A 14,525-nucleotide genomic window follows, 5' to 3' on the forward strand; every position below is an offset into this window, starting at 1 on the left:
TCAAGAGCTAAGGTCGGGCCAAGCGTTGATTCGGATGGAATCAAATCAGCAAGCTCCGAGCTTTTCGATGAGGAGCTTCTTGACGTTCTCAAGCGGAATACGTTCCTGAACCATCGAGTCGCGGTCGCGGACGGTCACTGCCTTGTCTTCAACCGAGTCGAAGTCGTAGGTGATGCAGTACGGGGTGCCGATTTCGTCCTGGCGACGGTAGCGACGGCCAACGGCACCCGCATCGTCGTATTCGACATTCCAGATGGAGCGGAGGTCTGCTGCAAGTTCGCGTGCCGGGCCGGTGAGCTCGGGCTTACGCGATAGTGGCAGGACAGCTGCCTTCACGGGGGCAAGACGCGAGTCGAGGCGCAGAACGGTGCGCTTGTCGACGCCGCCCTTGGTGTTGGGGGCTTCGTCCTCGTGGTAGGCCTCGATGAGGAATGCCATGAGCGAGCGGGTCAGGCCAGCGGACGGCTCGATGACGTAGGGAGTCCAACGTTCGCCGGTGGTCTGGTCGAAGTAGTCGAGCTTCGAGCCGGAGGCTTCGGAGTGGACACCCAGGTCGTAGTCGGTACGGTTTGCGATGCCTTCGAGTTCACCCCATTCGGAGCCCTGGAATCCGAAGCGGTATTCGATGTCGACGGTGCGCTTGGAGTAGTGCGAGAGCTTTTCCTTTGGGTGCTCGTAGAAGCGCAGGTTGTCGGGGTTGATGCCAAGGTCGGTATACCAGTCGCGACGGTAGTCGATCCAGTACTGGTGCCATTCTTCGTCGGTGCCCGGTGCGCAGAAGAACTCGAGTTCCATCTGCTCAAATTCGCGGGTACGGAAGATGAAGTTACCGGGGGTGATTTCGTTACGGAAGGACTTGCCGATCTGGCCGATGCCGAACGGCGGCTTCTTGCGCGAGGCTGCCGCAACGTTTCCGTAGTTGATGAAGATACCCTGAGCGGTTTCGGGGCGCAGGTAGTGCAGACCGGACTCGTCGTCGACCGGGCCGAGATAGGTCTTGAGCAGGCCAGAGAATGCGCGAGGCTCGGTGAACTGACCGCGGGTGCCACAGTTGGGGCATGCGACGTCTCCGAGAGGGACGTCATCCGGGTTGTCGATGCCGTGCTTAGCAGCGTGAGCTTCCTGCAGATTATCTGCACGGAGGCGCTTGTGGCAGGAGGTGCACTCAACGAGCGGATCGGTGAATGCCTTGACGTGACCGGAAGCAACCCAAGTCTGACGAGGAAGGATGACGGAGGAGTCCAGACCCACGACGTCTTCGCGGGAGCGAACCATGTACTGCCACCACTGCTTCTTGATGTTTTCCTTCAGTTCAACGCCGAGCGGACCATAATCCCACGCTGAGCGAGTACCACCGTAAATATCGCCACATGGGAAGACGAATCCGCGACGCTTGGCTAGGGAGATAACGGAATCAAGACGAGAAGGCGCTGCCACTTTGTGCTCCTTGTTTTGGCGGCCACACCTGGCTGGCGCAGCCTGCGATAGTGGGAGTCTATCGAACTTAGCGACGGCTTCGTTGACAGGCTCAGTGTGACGCACACCCCCCTTCCCACTATTGGCAATGATTACCATTAAGGGTGAAACTTGAAACATGAAGCTGTCTCGTTCTGTTGTTATCGCTAGCGCGCTCGCTGGCTCTTTCGCTTTGGCCGCATGCTCGGGCACGACGACCACCCAGTCGGCGTCAGATACCTCCGCATCTGGTTCATCATCACCTCTGAATGTGATGGCGTCCTTCTACCCACTGAAGTATCTGACCGAAGAAATCGGTGGCGACCTTATTAAGGTCACCTCGTTAACCCCCGACGGTGCCGAACCGCACGATCTTGAGCTTTCTCCCGCCACCGTCGACCAGCTTGGCAAGGCCGATGCTGTCGTTTATCTAGGGGGCTTCCAGTCCGCAGTGGACGAAGCTGTTGAGCACAACGGCCCGGAAACGGTTATCGACGTCGCTAAGGCTGTTCAGCTTGTTGATGTTGCAGAAGACGGCAATCACCCGGCTGAAGCGGAAGAAGAAGGCGACGCTACCGAGTCTGATTCGCACGATCATGAAGCAGATCATGACGACGGCCATCACATGGCCTCGAGCGAAACCGCTGAGTCCGGTGAAGAAGCTGAGCACCATCACCACCACGACATGACGACTGACCCTCACTTCTGGCTGGATCCGGAACGCATGGGCCAGGCAGCAACGGCTATCGGTCAGGCTCTGGCCAAGGCTGATCCTCAGAATGCTCAGACCTACACATCCAATGCTGCGACACTCACCAAGAACATGAAAGATCTGTCGACCGAACTCGTTGACGCAACAGCAACCTGCAAGCACCAGACCTTCGTCACTGCTCACACCGCATTCGGCTACCTTGCAGACCGCACTGGCCTGACCCAGGTGGGCATCTCGGGTCTGGATCCCGAATCCTCGCCCTCGCCGGCGCGCCTGGAAGAAATCTCCAAGCTCGTGAAGTCGGAAGGTATCACGACGATCTTCACTGAAGCTCTCATCGACCCAAAGGTTGAGCAGACTCTTGCTGACGATCTTGGAATCCAGACCGCGGTTCTCGATCCGATCGAAAGCCAGGTTGATTCATCCAAGGACTACGCAGCGGTCATGCGTGACAACATCACAGCTCTTCAGACGGCTCTGTCCTGCAAGTGAGCAACACCAAAAACTCGGAAGCGGATGTCCCTGAGGTGGGGATATCCGCTCCCGTCATTTCACTGGATAATGTCCACGTTGCGTGGGATTCTCACCTCGTTCTCCACGGGATCGAGTTCGATGTTCGCCCTGGGCAAACTGTTGCCCTGACGGGTGCGAATGGATCAGGAAAGTCCACGACTCTCCACGCCATTCTTGGTACCGCTCCGATTACCCGCGGATCGATTCACATCTTCGGTGTTGATAACACTCAGCGTCGCGCGGTCAACTGGGATCGAATCGGCTATGTCCCTCAGCGCATCAGCGTTGGTGGTGCAGTCACGTCCAGTGCTCTGGAAGTTGTGAAGTCAGGTCTTCTTGGCTCAAAGAAGTGGTGGAGCCTTCCCGGAAATACAAAGAAGGCAATGGCTGCGCTGAAGAGAGTCGGGTTGGCACACCGCGCCAAAGAATCGATGTCGATTCTTTCGGGTGGACAGCAACAGCGAGTCCTCATCGCTCGAGCACTCGTCCGCAATCCCGATTTGCTGATCATGGACGAACCCATGGCCGGCATCGACCGGACATCTCGAGAGCGCCTCGCGCGAATCGTTAGCGAAGCAAAAGCTGAGGGAACAACGATTCTTGTCGTACTCCACGAGCTCGGCGAACTCGGTCCGCTTCTCGATAGGGAACTCCACATCGGTGGGGGACACGTCACCTACGACGGGCCACCTCACATCAGTGACGACCATGAACAGCATTCCGATGGTGGCGGCCATCATCACGGGCATCCACATCCGCAGGCCGGGCCAGGCCTCGTCGACGATATTTGGCAGGCATGATGATCGCGACAATTATCGACGGACTCACCTCACTGCTGACCTCGTCCCTCATGCAACGCTCACTTCTTGCCGCTCTCATCGTCGGCTTGTCAGCACCCGTTGTCGGCACCTACTTAGTGCATCGCCGACTGGCAATGCTCGGTGACGGAATCGGGCATATTTCGCTGACCGGCGTAGCGCTCGGCTGGCTTGCCGGCACAATGGCGAACGCGAACCCACAAGATTCGTGGGCGATCCCAGGGGCGATGATTATTTCGCTTGTGGGAGCTATCACGATCGAATTAGTCCGCCAGTCTGGGCGCACGTCTGCTGACGTGGCGCTCGCGATGCTGTTCTATGGTGGCATTGCCGGCGGTGTCCTTCTTATCGGTCTTGCCGGTGGCACTTCAGCCCAGCTGAATTCTTACCTCTTCGGCTCGATTGCAACCGTGACATGGACTGATATCACGCTGATTTCAGTCCTCGGAATCCTCATCTTGGCAGTGGGAGTCGGTATTGCACCAGCTCTTTTCTCAGTGACGAACGATGAAGATTTCGCGCGTTCAACCGGACTACCCACGAAGACACTGTCGATGATTATTGCCATCCTGTCTGCCTTGACCGTAGCTGTTGCGATGCGCGTTGTGGGATCGCTACTGGTGTCCGCACTCATGATCATTCCCGTTGCCATCTCACAACTGATGGCACAGTCATTTCGATCAACGATGGCATGGGCCATGGTTTTCGGCGCAATCATCTGCATCACGGGACTGTCTTTCACATACTTCATCGATCTGTCCCCGGGCGCATCCATCGTCGTATTCGCGATTGCCCTGTACGCGATCGGATTCATCATCAAGGGACTGGTCGACAGGCGCCAGCGTGCGTCAAAAATGGCGAATGTGCGCGCCCACGTCGCTCACCCCGAACACCAAGACACCCACTCAACACAACAGAATCGCTCCCGTACCCGGCTGTGATCAGACACAGTGCCACTATCACGGTCGGACAGAAACGAACCGAACCGATATGCTCAGGCTGTGCCCCTGAGCCACCCATCCACCCGATTGACTCGACGCAAAACTGGAGGTCCGAAAATGCAACGCATGACCAAGCAACGTCAGGCGGTTTTTGCCGAGCTGACTCGGGTACCTGATTTCCGTAGCGCCCAGCAGATTTTCGAAGACCTGCACAAGCAGGGACTCAAGGTCGGTCTTGCGACCGTCTACAGGAACCTGCAGGCTCTTGCCGACGGCCGCGATGTGGACGTGTTGCGTAGCGCCGATGGAGAATCCTTGTTCCGCGTATGCCATTCATCAACGCACCACCATCATTTGGTCTGTCGCACCTGCGGGCATACTGAAGAGATCGAACTGGATATGACCGAGAAGTGGATTCGCGATAATGCGTCCGCGCACGGTTTTACGGCTGTCGAGCATTCCGTTGAGTTGTTTGGCCTATGCCAGACGTGTTCGGCTGGCGTGGCAGATGATGAGGGCCCTGCGGGCGCTCAGTCGTCTAAGGATGCTCAGTGATTCCCTCGTGGGCCGATCACGGCTCGACGCTTTTTATTGCCCTCTTCGTGATCGTTTTTTGCCGAGCCCAGGGAACCTATTGGTTGGGTCGAGGTGCCGCGCGTGGCGCGTTGGCTGGCGCCGGGAAAGATGGTGTGCGGGGTTCGATTGCCCGCTGGTTTAACGGCCCTACGCCGAAGCGCGGTGCGAAGCTGTTGGACACATGGGGGTTGATCATCATTCCCCTGTGTTTCCTGACCGTTGGTATCCAAACTGCGGTAAACGCCGGTGCCGGCTTAGTCTCCATGAAGTGGCGCACATACACGCTAGCGATGATTCCTGGTTGCATCGCATGGGCAATCCTGTACGGCATGGGGCTGCTGGCTATTTGGATGGCATTGCTTGGCACAGTTGCTGGCTCCTGGTGGGGTCGCACGGGAGGCCTTGCCGTCGCCGCTGTTGCCATTGGAGTCATTGCATGGCGCAAGCGCACCTCCAGCGAGCCTGCTACCGTCCGCGTCGACTGACTCGTTTTTACGAGGCCGACCCCACCTGATCAATCGCTCCCCCGAATCGGCGGTCACGCCCTGCGTATTCGAGCAGACAGTCCCACAGCACTTCACGATCGAACGCAGGCCACGGCGTATCAATGAACATCATTTCCGAGTACGCCATCTGCCAGAGCAGGTAGTTGGAGATGCGCTTCTCCCCCGACGTGCGAATCATCAGGTCAACGTCAGGAACATCGGGCAGATACAGGTGATGGGCAAATGACTTTTCTGTCACGCCATCTGGGCGGAGCTTTCCCGCTGCGACCTGCCTAGCGATATCTCGCGCAGCATCAGCGATCTCTGCACGCCCGCCATAGTTCACGCACATGATGAGGTCCAGTGTGGAGTTATCTTTCGTGGCTTCGTCTGCCTTCGACAGGGCCTTCACGACGGACTTCCATAGGCGGGGTTCACGCCCACTCCAGCGCACGTGGACTCCCCAGTCATTCAGTTGATCGGTACGGCGAGCAAGAACGTCGGTCGCGTAATTCATGATGAAACGGACCTCTGCTGGGCTCCGCTTCCAGTTTTCCGTGGAGAACGTGTACACCGACAGGTAGCGGACTCCCGCATCAATGGCACCCGCGATCGTATCCATCAGCGCATATTCACCGGCGCGGTGTCCTTCGGTGCGCGCGAGGCCTCGTGAATTCGCCCAACGGCCGTTACCATCCATGATCAGCGCAACGTGCGCGGGCACTTCCCCAGTAGTAAATTCGGGAACAGGCTGATGCCACTGACCCGGCCCGGTCAGAGGCGCGCTGGGATCACCGCCGGCTCGATCCATCGGTGTCAGATTCGCTTCAGGTGCCATCAACTGTTCCTTTCAAGGACCCGCAATGAACGAATGCGATGTTCAACGTGCCATTGAGCATAGGCGTTGACAAGCCCGTATGCCTCAATGCGAGCGAAATCCGGCGAGTTATCGGCTCGGCCCCACTCTCCGGACAGCAGGTCCCCCATCAATTCCATTGCTTCGAAAGAGGGAGCTGACGCTCCGACGGGTCGGCAGTTTTCGCAGACGGCACCGCCTTCCTGAATGGAGAAAGCAGCGTGTGGCCCCTGGGCTCCACACACGGCACAATCGAAGAACGAAGGTGCCCAGCCGGCTATCGCAAGCGCGCGGAGAATATACGATGCGAGCACCAGATTGGGGTCGTGACGCACGTGTGCAAGAGCGTAGAGAGCACCGATCAGCAGAAGATGTTGGGAGCGCACTCCATCATCAGAATCAGCAGTCAGTTTCTCTGCGATCTCGATCATGACACATGCGCGGGCATACAGCTCAAAATCTTTCGATAACGCGTCACCGTACTGGGTAATGACTTCAGCTTGGGTAATGATGTCGAGGTTCCTCCCGCGATGGAGTTGCACGTCAATCACGCCGAATGGTTCAAGACGTGCGCCCATCTTCGACGTTGTTCTGCGTATGCCCTTACCGACTGCGCGAACCAGACCGTTATTCGCGGTGAGCAGTGTGATGATCCTGTCGGCCTCCCCCAGTTTGTGTGTGCGAAGCACGATCGCTTCGTCTCGATACGTTCTCATCACGGTGAAATTGTCCCACTTCGGTGCATTAATGGCGCGTTATGCAATGCGGGGACGAGGCGACTGTCGAGTCCCTGGCTGAAATTGCAGAGAGAAAACGGCGACTGGAAAATGGCCGGGGCGGGAACGAAGTGGTCGTACCCGCCCCGTTTCTCCCCTGTATGTCAGCGCAAAGCCCTGTTCACCGCAGAAATAACTGCTTTATAGGTTGCGCGCGTAATCGACGAATCGATACCGACACCCCAGAGGATTTGGCCGTTGACGGCGGCTTCAACATAGGACGCTGCCTTCGCGTCACCGCCCTGGCTCATCGCATGTTCGGAGTAGTCGAGGACGCGGACATCCACGTCAAACTGGCCGAGTGCCTTGACGAATGCTTCGATCGGACCGCCGGCGTGTGCCTTGACCTCGACGGGCTCACCCTGATCCGTCAGTATCACCTTCAGATCAACCTGCTCGTCGGCGTTAGTCGTCACGTGAGAAGTTCCGAGTTCGAAGCGACCCCAGGCGGTGAGGTTCTTCGCTGCCGAGTTCGGCAGGTATTCATCGGCGAAGATCTGCCAGAGGGTATCGCCGTCGATCTCGCCACCGTAGGAGTCCGTATGTCGCTGAACGATGCGAGAGAACTCGATCTGCAGACGACGTGGCAGTTCCAGATTGTGAGTGGTCGACATGAGGTAGGCGACGCCCCCCTTGCCGGACTGCGAGTTCACGCGGACAACGGCCTCGTAGGAACGACCCACATCGTGCGGGTCGATCGGCAAGTAGGGCAACTCCCACACCACTGCATTTTCGTCACCGCCAGCTTCTCCAACTTTCTTCTTGCGGGCGACGAAGCCCTTCTTAATCGCATCCTGGTGCGATCCGGAGAAAGAAGTGTAGACGAGGTCACCCACGTAAGGTGCACGCGGTGACGTTTCCATCGACGTGCAGTATTCGACGGTCTGACGGATCTCATCGATATTCGTCAGGTCAACACCCGGGTCAATGCCTTGGCTGAACAGGTTGAGCCCCAGGGTCAACAGGTCAACGTTACCGGTGCGTTCACCCTGGCCGAGCAAGCACCCTTCCACGCGGTCTGCACCGGCGAGCAATGCCAATTCAGCCGCAGCAACGCCGGTTCCACGGTCATTGTGCGGGTGCACGCTGATCGCAATGTTGTCGCGACGGCTGAGGTTGCGTGCCATGTATTCGATCTGGTCGGCATAAACGTTCGGCGTTGCACGTTCAACGGTTGCTGGCAGGTTCAAGATGATTTCGCGGTCGTCTTCGGGCTGCCAAATATCCATAACGGATTCGCAGATTTCGAGAGCAAAGTCGAGTTCGGTATCCACGAAGATTTCGGGCGAGTATTCGAAGCCGAAGATCGTTTCATCGCCCAGACGCTTTTCTGCCTGCGCCACCACTTCGCGTGCACCAAAGACAGCCAAGTCGATCGTTTGTGCCTTGTCATTGCCGAAGACGAGCTCGCGGAACAGTGGCGACGTCGCGTTGTACAGGTGGACGGTCGCGCGCGGGAAACCGACGAGGGCATCAAGGGTGCGCTCGATGATTTCAGGGCGAGACTGGGTCAGAACCGAAATCGTCACATCGTCCGGCACGGCATCTTCGTCAATCAGGGATCGCACGAAATCAAAGTCAGTCTGCGATGCTGCGGGGAAACCGATTTCGATCTCCTTGTATCCGCGACTGACCAACAGGTCGAACATCTTGCGCTTACGAACCGGGTCCATCGGCTCAATCAGTGCCTGGTTACCGTCGCGCAGGTCCGTCGACATCCAGCGAGGTGCGTGAGTAATCCGATTCGAGGGCCACCTGCGGTCGTCCAGAACAACGGGGTTCGTGTCGAGGAACGGCTTGTACTTCGCAATCGGCATGTGCGAGCCAGCAGGAGTGGGGACGTTTCCAGTCGTCTTCATTGTGTTTCTTTCTTCGCTATCCTGATTCGCCCGGTTATCGGTGGGCGTCGGGTCGAAACACGTTGAGCCGTGGCGAGGTTTCGACCCTTTCAGGCCTCGTCACGGCAAAGAAGCAGGAGCATCCATTCTCGGCTCATGCCTCGTAGCGTATGACAGACGGGGGTAAGCGTACGCGTCCGCTTCGTTATGTGGACATTTTCGCCTTTCAGATCGCCAACCCAATCACGAGGCCGGCCACGCAATCAAGGGGAACGTGCCCTGGTTGTAGGCGTAGAACGCGTACTTTCGCGTTTCTTCAGCGCTATCGCCGAAGAATGAACGCGCGGGGGCGACCCTTCCCAGGCAAAGGCTTCCACATAGAAGATGAAACAGTGCAGAAGAGTGTAAAGATCGTCGCAGCAAGACCAATAATCGTCAAAGATGTTATGGCTCTATTGTCCCGAGCATCGTAGCAACGCGCGTTTAACCATTGGTCACACCGAGGTGATGGTTGTTCCCACTTCACCGCTCAGAGCTCTATCAGCATCCGCCAACGCGCAAATGACACCACGGCGAACCGTACCAGCCGGGGCCTTCGATACGAAGTCAACGATTGCTTCAACTTTGGGGCGCATGGAACCTTCAGCAAGTTCCCCCGACTCAATCAGAGCACGCCCTTCATCCAAAGAAATGTGGTGAAGCCAGTGTTGCATTGGTGTTCCCCACCCCGCAGCAACCGCCGGAACTGCAGTCAGAATAACCAGAGCAGAGGCTCCCAACTCATCAGCCATGAGAGCTGCGCTTCGATCCTTGTCGATAACCGCGTCCACGGCTTTCATTCCATAGTCGGTGCGAATAATTGGGATACCGCCACCGCCTGAAGCGATGACGATGAAGCCGGCGTTTGTCAGAGCTTGAACCGCCTCAATTTCAACGATCCGATGTGGCAATGGAGAGGCAACATACTTCCTAAATCCACGCCCAGCATCCTCGCGGTACACGGATCCGGGCTCTTCCTTCATCCGCTGTTCTGCCATTTCCCGAGTCAGAAACTGACCGATCGGTTTAGTCGGGTCAGCAAATGCTGGATCATTGGGATCGACTTCCACACGAGTCAGAAGAGCGACTACTTTGCCGGAATATCCGCGCCTCGCCCCAGCCTCGTCGATTGAACGCACCAGGTGCTCGCCGATGTAGCCTTGGCTCATCGCAACCATCTCTGGAAGATCAACGTCGGGCACACCGGGGTCAGCTGCAACGCCCAGTGAAAACGCACGCGTGATCTGACCAACCTGGGGTCCATTCCCGTGAGCGATCACAAGAGGGCCCGCATCAGCCAAACTCACCAAGACTGGCGCAGCCTGACGCAACAGGTGCAACTGATCGTCGGGTGTCTGCCCTAGAGCATTACCTCCTAGAGCAACAACCGTCGCGGAGCTAGAAGAGTAATCGCTCTTCATCTAGAACCCGAGACGTCCCAACATTTTCGGATCTGACTGCCAGTCTTTCGCCGTTCGCACATGCAGATCCAAATACACACGCGCTTTCAGCAAGTCCTCGATCAAAGGACGCGACTTTGAGCCAATCTCTTTCAGGCGTGATCCCTTCTTACCAATGATGATGGCCTTCTGAGAATCGCGTTCAACATAAACGTTGACGTGCACGTTCATGAGCGGTGGACGAGTATCACCCTGCCGTCGAGGCCTGGCAACGATCTCTTCAACCTGAACTGCAAGCGAGTGCGGAAGCTCATCACGGACCCCTTCAAGTGCAGCTTCGCGAATGAACTCCGCAATCAGAGTGTCACGCGATTCATCGGTCACATCCCCATCTGGGTAGAGCGGTGGGGAGAGCGGAACCGTCTTCGTCAGCACATCAAGCAACTGGTCAACGCCATTTCCGTCAAAAGCACTGACGGGAACGATCGCCGCGAAATCACCCATCTTGTCAATCGACAGCAGGTGTTTCATCAGGCGCTCTCGACTCACCAGATCGCACTTCGTCGCAACAGCAATAATCGGACGACGAACGTCCTTCAATTCGCGGGCAATGAACTTGTCGCCAGGACCAATACGCTGGTCAGCAGGCAAACAGAAGACGACGACATCAACTTCCGCGAGCGCCTCGCGAACCATGTCATTCAGGCGCTTACCCAAAAGCGTTCGCGGACGGTGATATCCGGGGGTATCAACTAAAACCAGCTGGCTCTTTTCACCGTGGACGATGCCACGAATATTGTGACGCGTCGTTTCAGGACGACCCGATGTGATCGCAATCTTCTGGCCGACAAGCGCGTTTGTCAGCGTTGATTTACCTACGTTCGGACGACCCACGATAGAGACAAATCCCGCGCGGAAGTCCTCCGGAAAGTCTGGGATCATCAGGCCGGTGCCCACGTTCGTTTCGTCGCGCAGAGCTTTCATTCCCTCAACGACAGCAAACACGTCTTCGGGGTCAATGTCACTTGCGTCGTCGAGATCGACGTCATCGAAGGCCTGGCTATCCGCGTCATCAACGTCATCGAACTCAGTGGTGTGCGCGACCTCGTCCCCCGATGCGCGTAGTTCGCCAGCATCAATATCACTGTCATCGACACACACTTCGTCGCTTTCGAACGCGTTCGGGCCTGCCATCAGCTCGTCGTCGCTGGGGAAATGCATTATGCGTCCTCACTGGTTTCTTCGGTCGATTCATCGCTCGCCACGAGTAGCGAACACACAATCGTACCAACTTGGCGACGGCGTCCTCGTGCTTCTTCGGCGAGCATGTGGATGCCTAATGCGTCACCCTGCGCCCCGGGAAGAGGGACGCGCCCCAATGCCTTTGCAAGCAAACCACCGACAGAGTCCACGTCGTCATCTTCAAGTTCAAGGTCGAAAAGCTCGCCAAGCTCGGTAATTGGATAGCGTGCAGGTACACGCCACGATCCGTCGTCACGTTGTTCGGGCTCAATAATTCCCTTGTCATGTTCGTCGGTGAGGTCACCGACGACTTCTTCAATGAGGTCCTCAAGGGTCACCAGCCCCGCTACTCCACCGTATTCATCGATGACGATCGCCATATGGAAGTGGTCTGCTTGCATCAGACGAAGCAGATCGTCTGCGGGCTTCATTTCGACGGTGAACTCGACCGGGCGCATCATCTGCTCTGCCACCTGGTCCATGTCCGCCCCGTAGGTCTGCAAGCGGGCAACAACATCCTTGAAGTAGAGGATGCCACGAATGTCATCGACATCGTCACCTTCAACAGGAATACGTGAAAAGCCCGAGCGGACAAACAGGCGCAAGGCCTTATGAGCGGGAAGATCCGCCGGGGCGGTCACCATTTCAGTTCTGGGAACCATCACTTCGCGGACAAGCGTATGCCCCAGGTCCAGAACGGACCGCAACATTGCGCGATCTTCGTCTTCAAGTCCTTCGGTTTCACCCACCTGGTCGACCATTTCACGCAGGTCATTTGCCATTTCGGCGCGCGCTTCGGCTTCCGTCAGGCCAGATGCGGGAAGACGCCCACGGATGGCTTCAACAAGAGGGTCGAGGAATCTTGTCAAAGTAACAAGGGAGGAGACCAACGGTGCTCCCGACAGAGCAATCTTCTCTGGACTGCGCTGTCCCCAACGGGAGGGAGCAAGCGAAATGAAGACGAAATGGACGAAGGTGATCGCTAGTAAAGCAACGAGAGCTGTCGCCCACCACGCCAACGACATCGCAGAAAACGCAAGCGTCAATGAGACGGCAACAATCACTTGGAAAAACGTGCGAAAACCACGCAAAACAAGCGTCGCCCGCCTGCGATGGTTCAGCAGAGCCAACAGTGCGGAAGCATTCTGGCGTTCTTCTTCAACCAGATCCGTTGCACGCGCAATCGACATACGAGAAAACGCAACCTCGATCGACTGAAGCATCGCAGCTAAGAAAAGCCCGACAACCGCGATGATGATCAGAGCAGGAAGAGGAAGTGAGGTGGTGGAAGAGGTCATCGAGTTGCCAGGAAAGTCAGCAGTAGCTTGCGTTGCAGGTCAAACATGACTTTCTTTTCATCTTCTTCTGCATGATCGTAGCCGAGCAGATGCAACATGCCGTGGGTGGCCAGCATCAGCATTTCTTCAACCATCGCGTGACCGGCTTCAAGTGCCTGTTTCTGGGCGACCTGCGGGCAAATGCAGATATCACCAAGCGTTCCCGACGGAGTCGGGTTGTCGGCACTTCCCGGGCGGAGCTCGTCCATCGGGAAGCTCATCACGTCGGTCGGTCCAGGAAGATCAAGCCAGCGCAAATGCAGGTCTTCCATCGGCTCTGGATTGATGAACAGAATGTTCAGTTCAACGTCGGTGGCAACGTGCATCTGCGTCAGCACGTGGTCAGCAAGAGCTGCGAATTCGCTCCCGTCAATGACGAAATCAGTTTCGTTGATGACTTCAGTCATCGGTTCCTCCTCGGTAGTGACCAGTGCGTGATCGATCAGATGACAGCCTGCCCGTCCGAACTGCGCGTGAGCGCGAAACATTCGTACGTGTTCGCCCAGATATGGAGCGTTGAGCGCTCAGGCGGTCTTCCCAACGCTCGTAGGCGTCTATGATTACTCCGACCAGCTGATGACGCACTACGTCTGCGCTGGTCAGGTAGCAGAATTCAATTCCGTCGATGTCACTCAGGATCTTCGAGATGACCGCAAGACCGGATTGACCAGCACCCGGTAAATCCACCTGAGACGCGTCGCCAGTGACAACAATCTGAGAGTTGAATCCGAGCCTCGTCAAAAACATTTTCATCTGGTTCGGCGTCGTATTCTGCGCCTCATCCAAGATGATGAAGGAGTCGTTCAGCGTGCGACCGCGCATGTACGCCAGAGGGGCGACTTCGATTGTGCCCGCAGCCATGAGTTTCGGCAGGACCTCGGGATCGAGCATGTCTTTCAGCGCATCGTAGAGCGGACGCAGATACGGGTCGATCTTGTCGGTCAGGGAACCGGGCAGGAAACCGAGGTTCTCCCCCGCTTCCACCGCAGGACGGGTCAGCACAATGCGCTTGACCTGCCCGGAAAGCAGACGTTGCACGCCGGCTGCCATCGCAAGATAGGTTTTACCCGTACCCGCCGGGCCGAGTCCGAAGACTATCGTCGACCGATCAATCGCATCAACATAGGCCTTCTGACCAGCAGACTTCGGGCGGATAGACCGACCACGGACGGAAAGAATTTCGTCGGAAACAGCGGGCGTTGCGAATGTTCGGGTCAGCAGTGAGATGGCGTGCTCGACTGCCTGCGCATCCAGTGGCTGCCCCTTCTTCGCCAAAGAAATCAGTTCTTCGATCAAGTCGCCGGCAACACCAAGATCCGCAGAAAAGCCGGTGAGCGAAATATCGCGGCCGATGACGTGGAAGTTCACGCGCGGGAAACCGTGTTCCAGAGCGCGCAACACCTGATCTGATGTACCAAGTAGCATCAGAGGATCAAGGTCAGCAGGGATTGAAATGTGACGGGTTGATGCGACAATTCGCGCAACGTCAGGGTCTGTCACTGATGCTCCCTTTCTTTCTTCGTATTCCACAGTCTAG

General features: G+C 56.9%; 14 protein-coding genes. 5 read left to right on the plus strand and 9 right to left on the minus strand.

The window, feature by feature from the left end:
- Window positions 1–45: 45 nt before the first annotated feature.
- Window positions 46–1,437 carry a glycine--tRNA ligase gene (locus QP442_RS05585; protein ID WP_103633630.1) on the minus strand — a complete coding sequence of 464 codons (1,392 nt, stop codon included), beginning with the start codon at window positions 1,435–1,437 and terminating at the stop codon, window positions 46–48.
- A gap of 157 nt (window positions 1,438–1,594) precedes the next feature.
- Between QP442_RS05585 and QP442_RS05590 the strand changes: the two genes are divergently transcribed.
- The 5 genes from QP442_RS05590 (at window position 1,595) to QP442_RS05610 (ending at window position 5,500) form a co-directional block, all read left to right on the plus strand.
- Window positions 1,595–2,659 carry a metal ABC transporter substrate-binding protein gene (locus QP442_RS05590; RefSeq protein WP_006681740.1) on the plus strand — a complete coding sequence of 355 codons (1,065 nt, stop codon included), beginning with the start codon at window positions 1,595–1,597 and terminating at the stop codon, window positions 2,657–2,659.
- Entirely contained in the window at window positions 2,656–3,480 is an 825-nt protein-coding gene (locus tag QP442_RS05595; RefSeq protein WP_285069686.1) for a metal ABC transporter ATP-binding protein, read from the plus strand. The genes QP442_RS05590 and QP442_RS05595 overlap by 4 nt, the downstream gene beginning before the upstream one ends.
- Window positions 3,477–4,439, plus strand: a complete 963-nt coding sequence (locus QP442_RS05600) for a metal ABC transporter permease (protein WP_219811044.1) — start codon at window positions 3,477–3,479, stop codon at window positions 4,437–4,439. The genes QP442_RS05595 and QP442_RS05600 overlap by 4 nt, the downstream gene beginning before the upstream one ends.
- Window positions 4,440–4,556: 117 nt before the next feature.
- Window positions 4,557–4,994 carry a Fur family transcriptional regulator gene (locus QP442_RS05605; RefSeq protein ID WP_006681743.1) on the plus strand — a complete coding sequence of 146 codons (438 nt, stop codon included), beginning with the start codon at window positions 4,557–4,559 and terminating at the stop codon, window positions 4,992–4,994.
- Window positions 4,991–5,500 (plus strand): VTT domain-containing protein, encoded by a 510-nt coding sequence (locus QP442_RS05610; protein ID WP_006681744.1) that lies wholly within the window; start codon window positions 4,991–4,993, stop codon window positions 5,498–5,500. Before QP442_RS05605 ends, QP442_RS05610 begins: the two co-directional genes overlap by 4 nt.
- Before the next feature lie 7 nt (window positions 5,501–5,507).
- On the opposite strand, the gene QP442_RS05615 is transcribed toward QP442_RS05610, so the two are convergent.
- From QP442_RS05615 to QP442_RS05650, 8 genes are all read right to left on the minus strand, one after another.
- Complete coding sequence (locus QP442_RS05615; protein ID WP_103633533.1) at window positions 5,508–6,338, minus strand: isoprenyl transferase; 831 nt, start codon at window positions 6,336–6,338, stop codon at window positions 5,508–5,510.
- Entirely contained in the window at window positions 6,338–7,072 is a 735-nt protein-coding gene (recO, locus tag QP442_RS05620) for a DNA repair protein RecO (RefSeq protein ID WP_040318689.1), read from the minus strand. Before recO ends, QP442_RS05615 begins: the two co-directional genes overlap by 1 nt.
- A gap of 164 nt (window positions 7,073–7,236) precedes the next feature.
- Window positions 7,237–8,991 carry a 2-isopropylmalate synthase gene (gene leuA, locus QP442_RS05625; RefSeq protein WP_103633532.1) on the minus strand — a complete coding sequence of 585 codons (1,755 nt, stop codon included), beginning with the start codon at window positions 8,989–8,991 and terminating at the stop codon, window positions 7,237–7,239.
- A gap of 473 nt (window positions 8,992–9,464) precedes the next feature.
- Window positions 9,465–10,430, minus strand: coding sequence for an amino acid kinase family protein (locus QP442_RS05630; RefSeq protein ID WP_006681748.1), 966 nt, complete (start codon window positions 10,428–10,430; stop codon window positions 9,465–9,467).
- Window positions 10,431–11,630 (minus strand): GTPase Era, encoded by a 1,200-nt coding sequence (era, locus tag QP442_RS05635; RefSeq protein ID WP_006681749.1) that lies wholly within the window; start codon window positions 11,628–11,630, stop codon window positions 10,431–10,433.
- Window positions 11,630–12,949, minus strand: a complete 1,320-nt coding sequence (locus QP442_RS05640; protein ID WP_103633531.1) for a hemolysin family protein — start codon at window positions 12,947–12,949, stop codon at window positions 11,630–11,632. Before QP442_RS05640 ends, era begins: the two co-directional genes overlap by 1 nt.
- Window positions 12,946–13,395, minus strand: coding sequence for an rRNA maturation RNase YbeY (gene ybeY, locus QP442_RS05645; protein ID WP_006681751.1), 450 nt, complete (start codon window positions 13,393–13,395; stop codon window positions 12,946–12,948). Before ybeY ends, QP442_RS05640 begins: the two co-directional genes overlap by 4 nt.
- Window positions 13,388–14,413 (minus strand): PhoH family protein, encoded by a 1,026-nt coding sequence (locus QP442_RS05650; protein WP_083856973.1) that lies wholly within the window; start codon window positions 14,411–14,413, stop codon window positions 13,388–13,390. Before QP442_RS05650 ends, ybeY begins: the two co-directional genes overlap by 8 nt.
- Window positions 14,414–14,525 lie beyond the last annotated feature (112 nt).

Source organism: Pauljensenia sp. UMB1177, assembly GCF_030217965.1.
Taxonomy (GTDB): domain Bacteria; phylum Actinomycetota; class Actinomycetes; order Actinomycetales; family Actinomycetaceae; genus Pauljensenia; species Pauljensenia turicensis_A.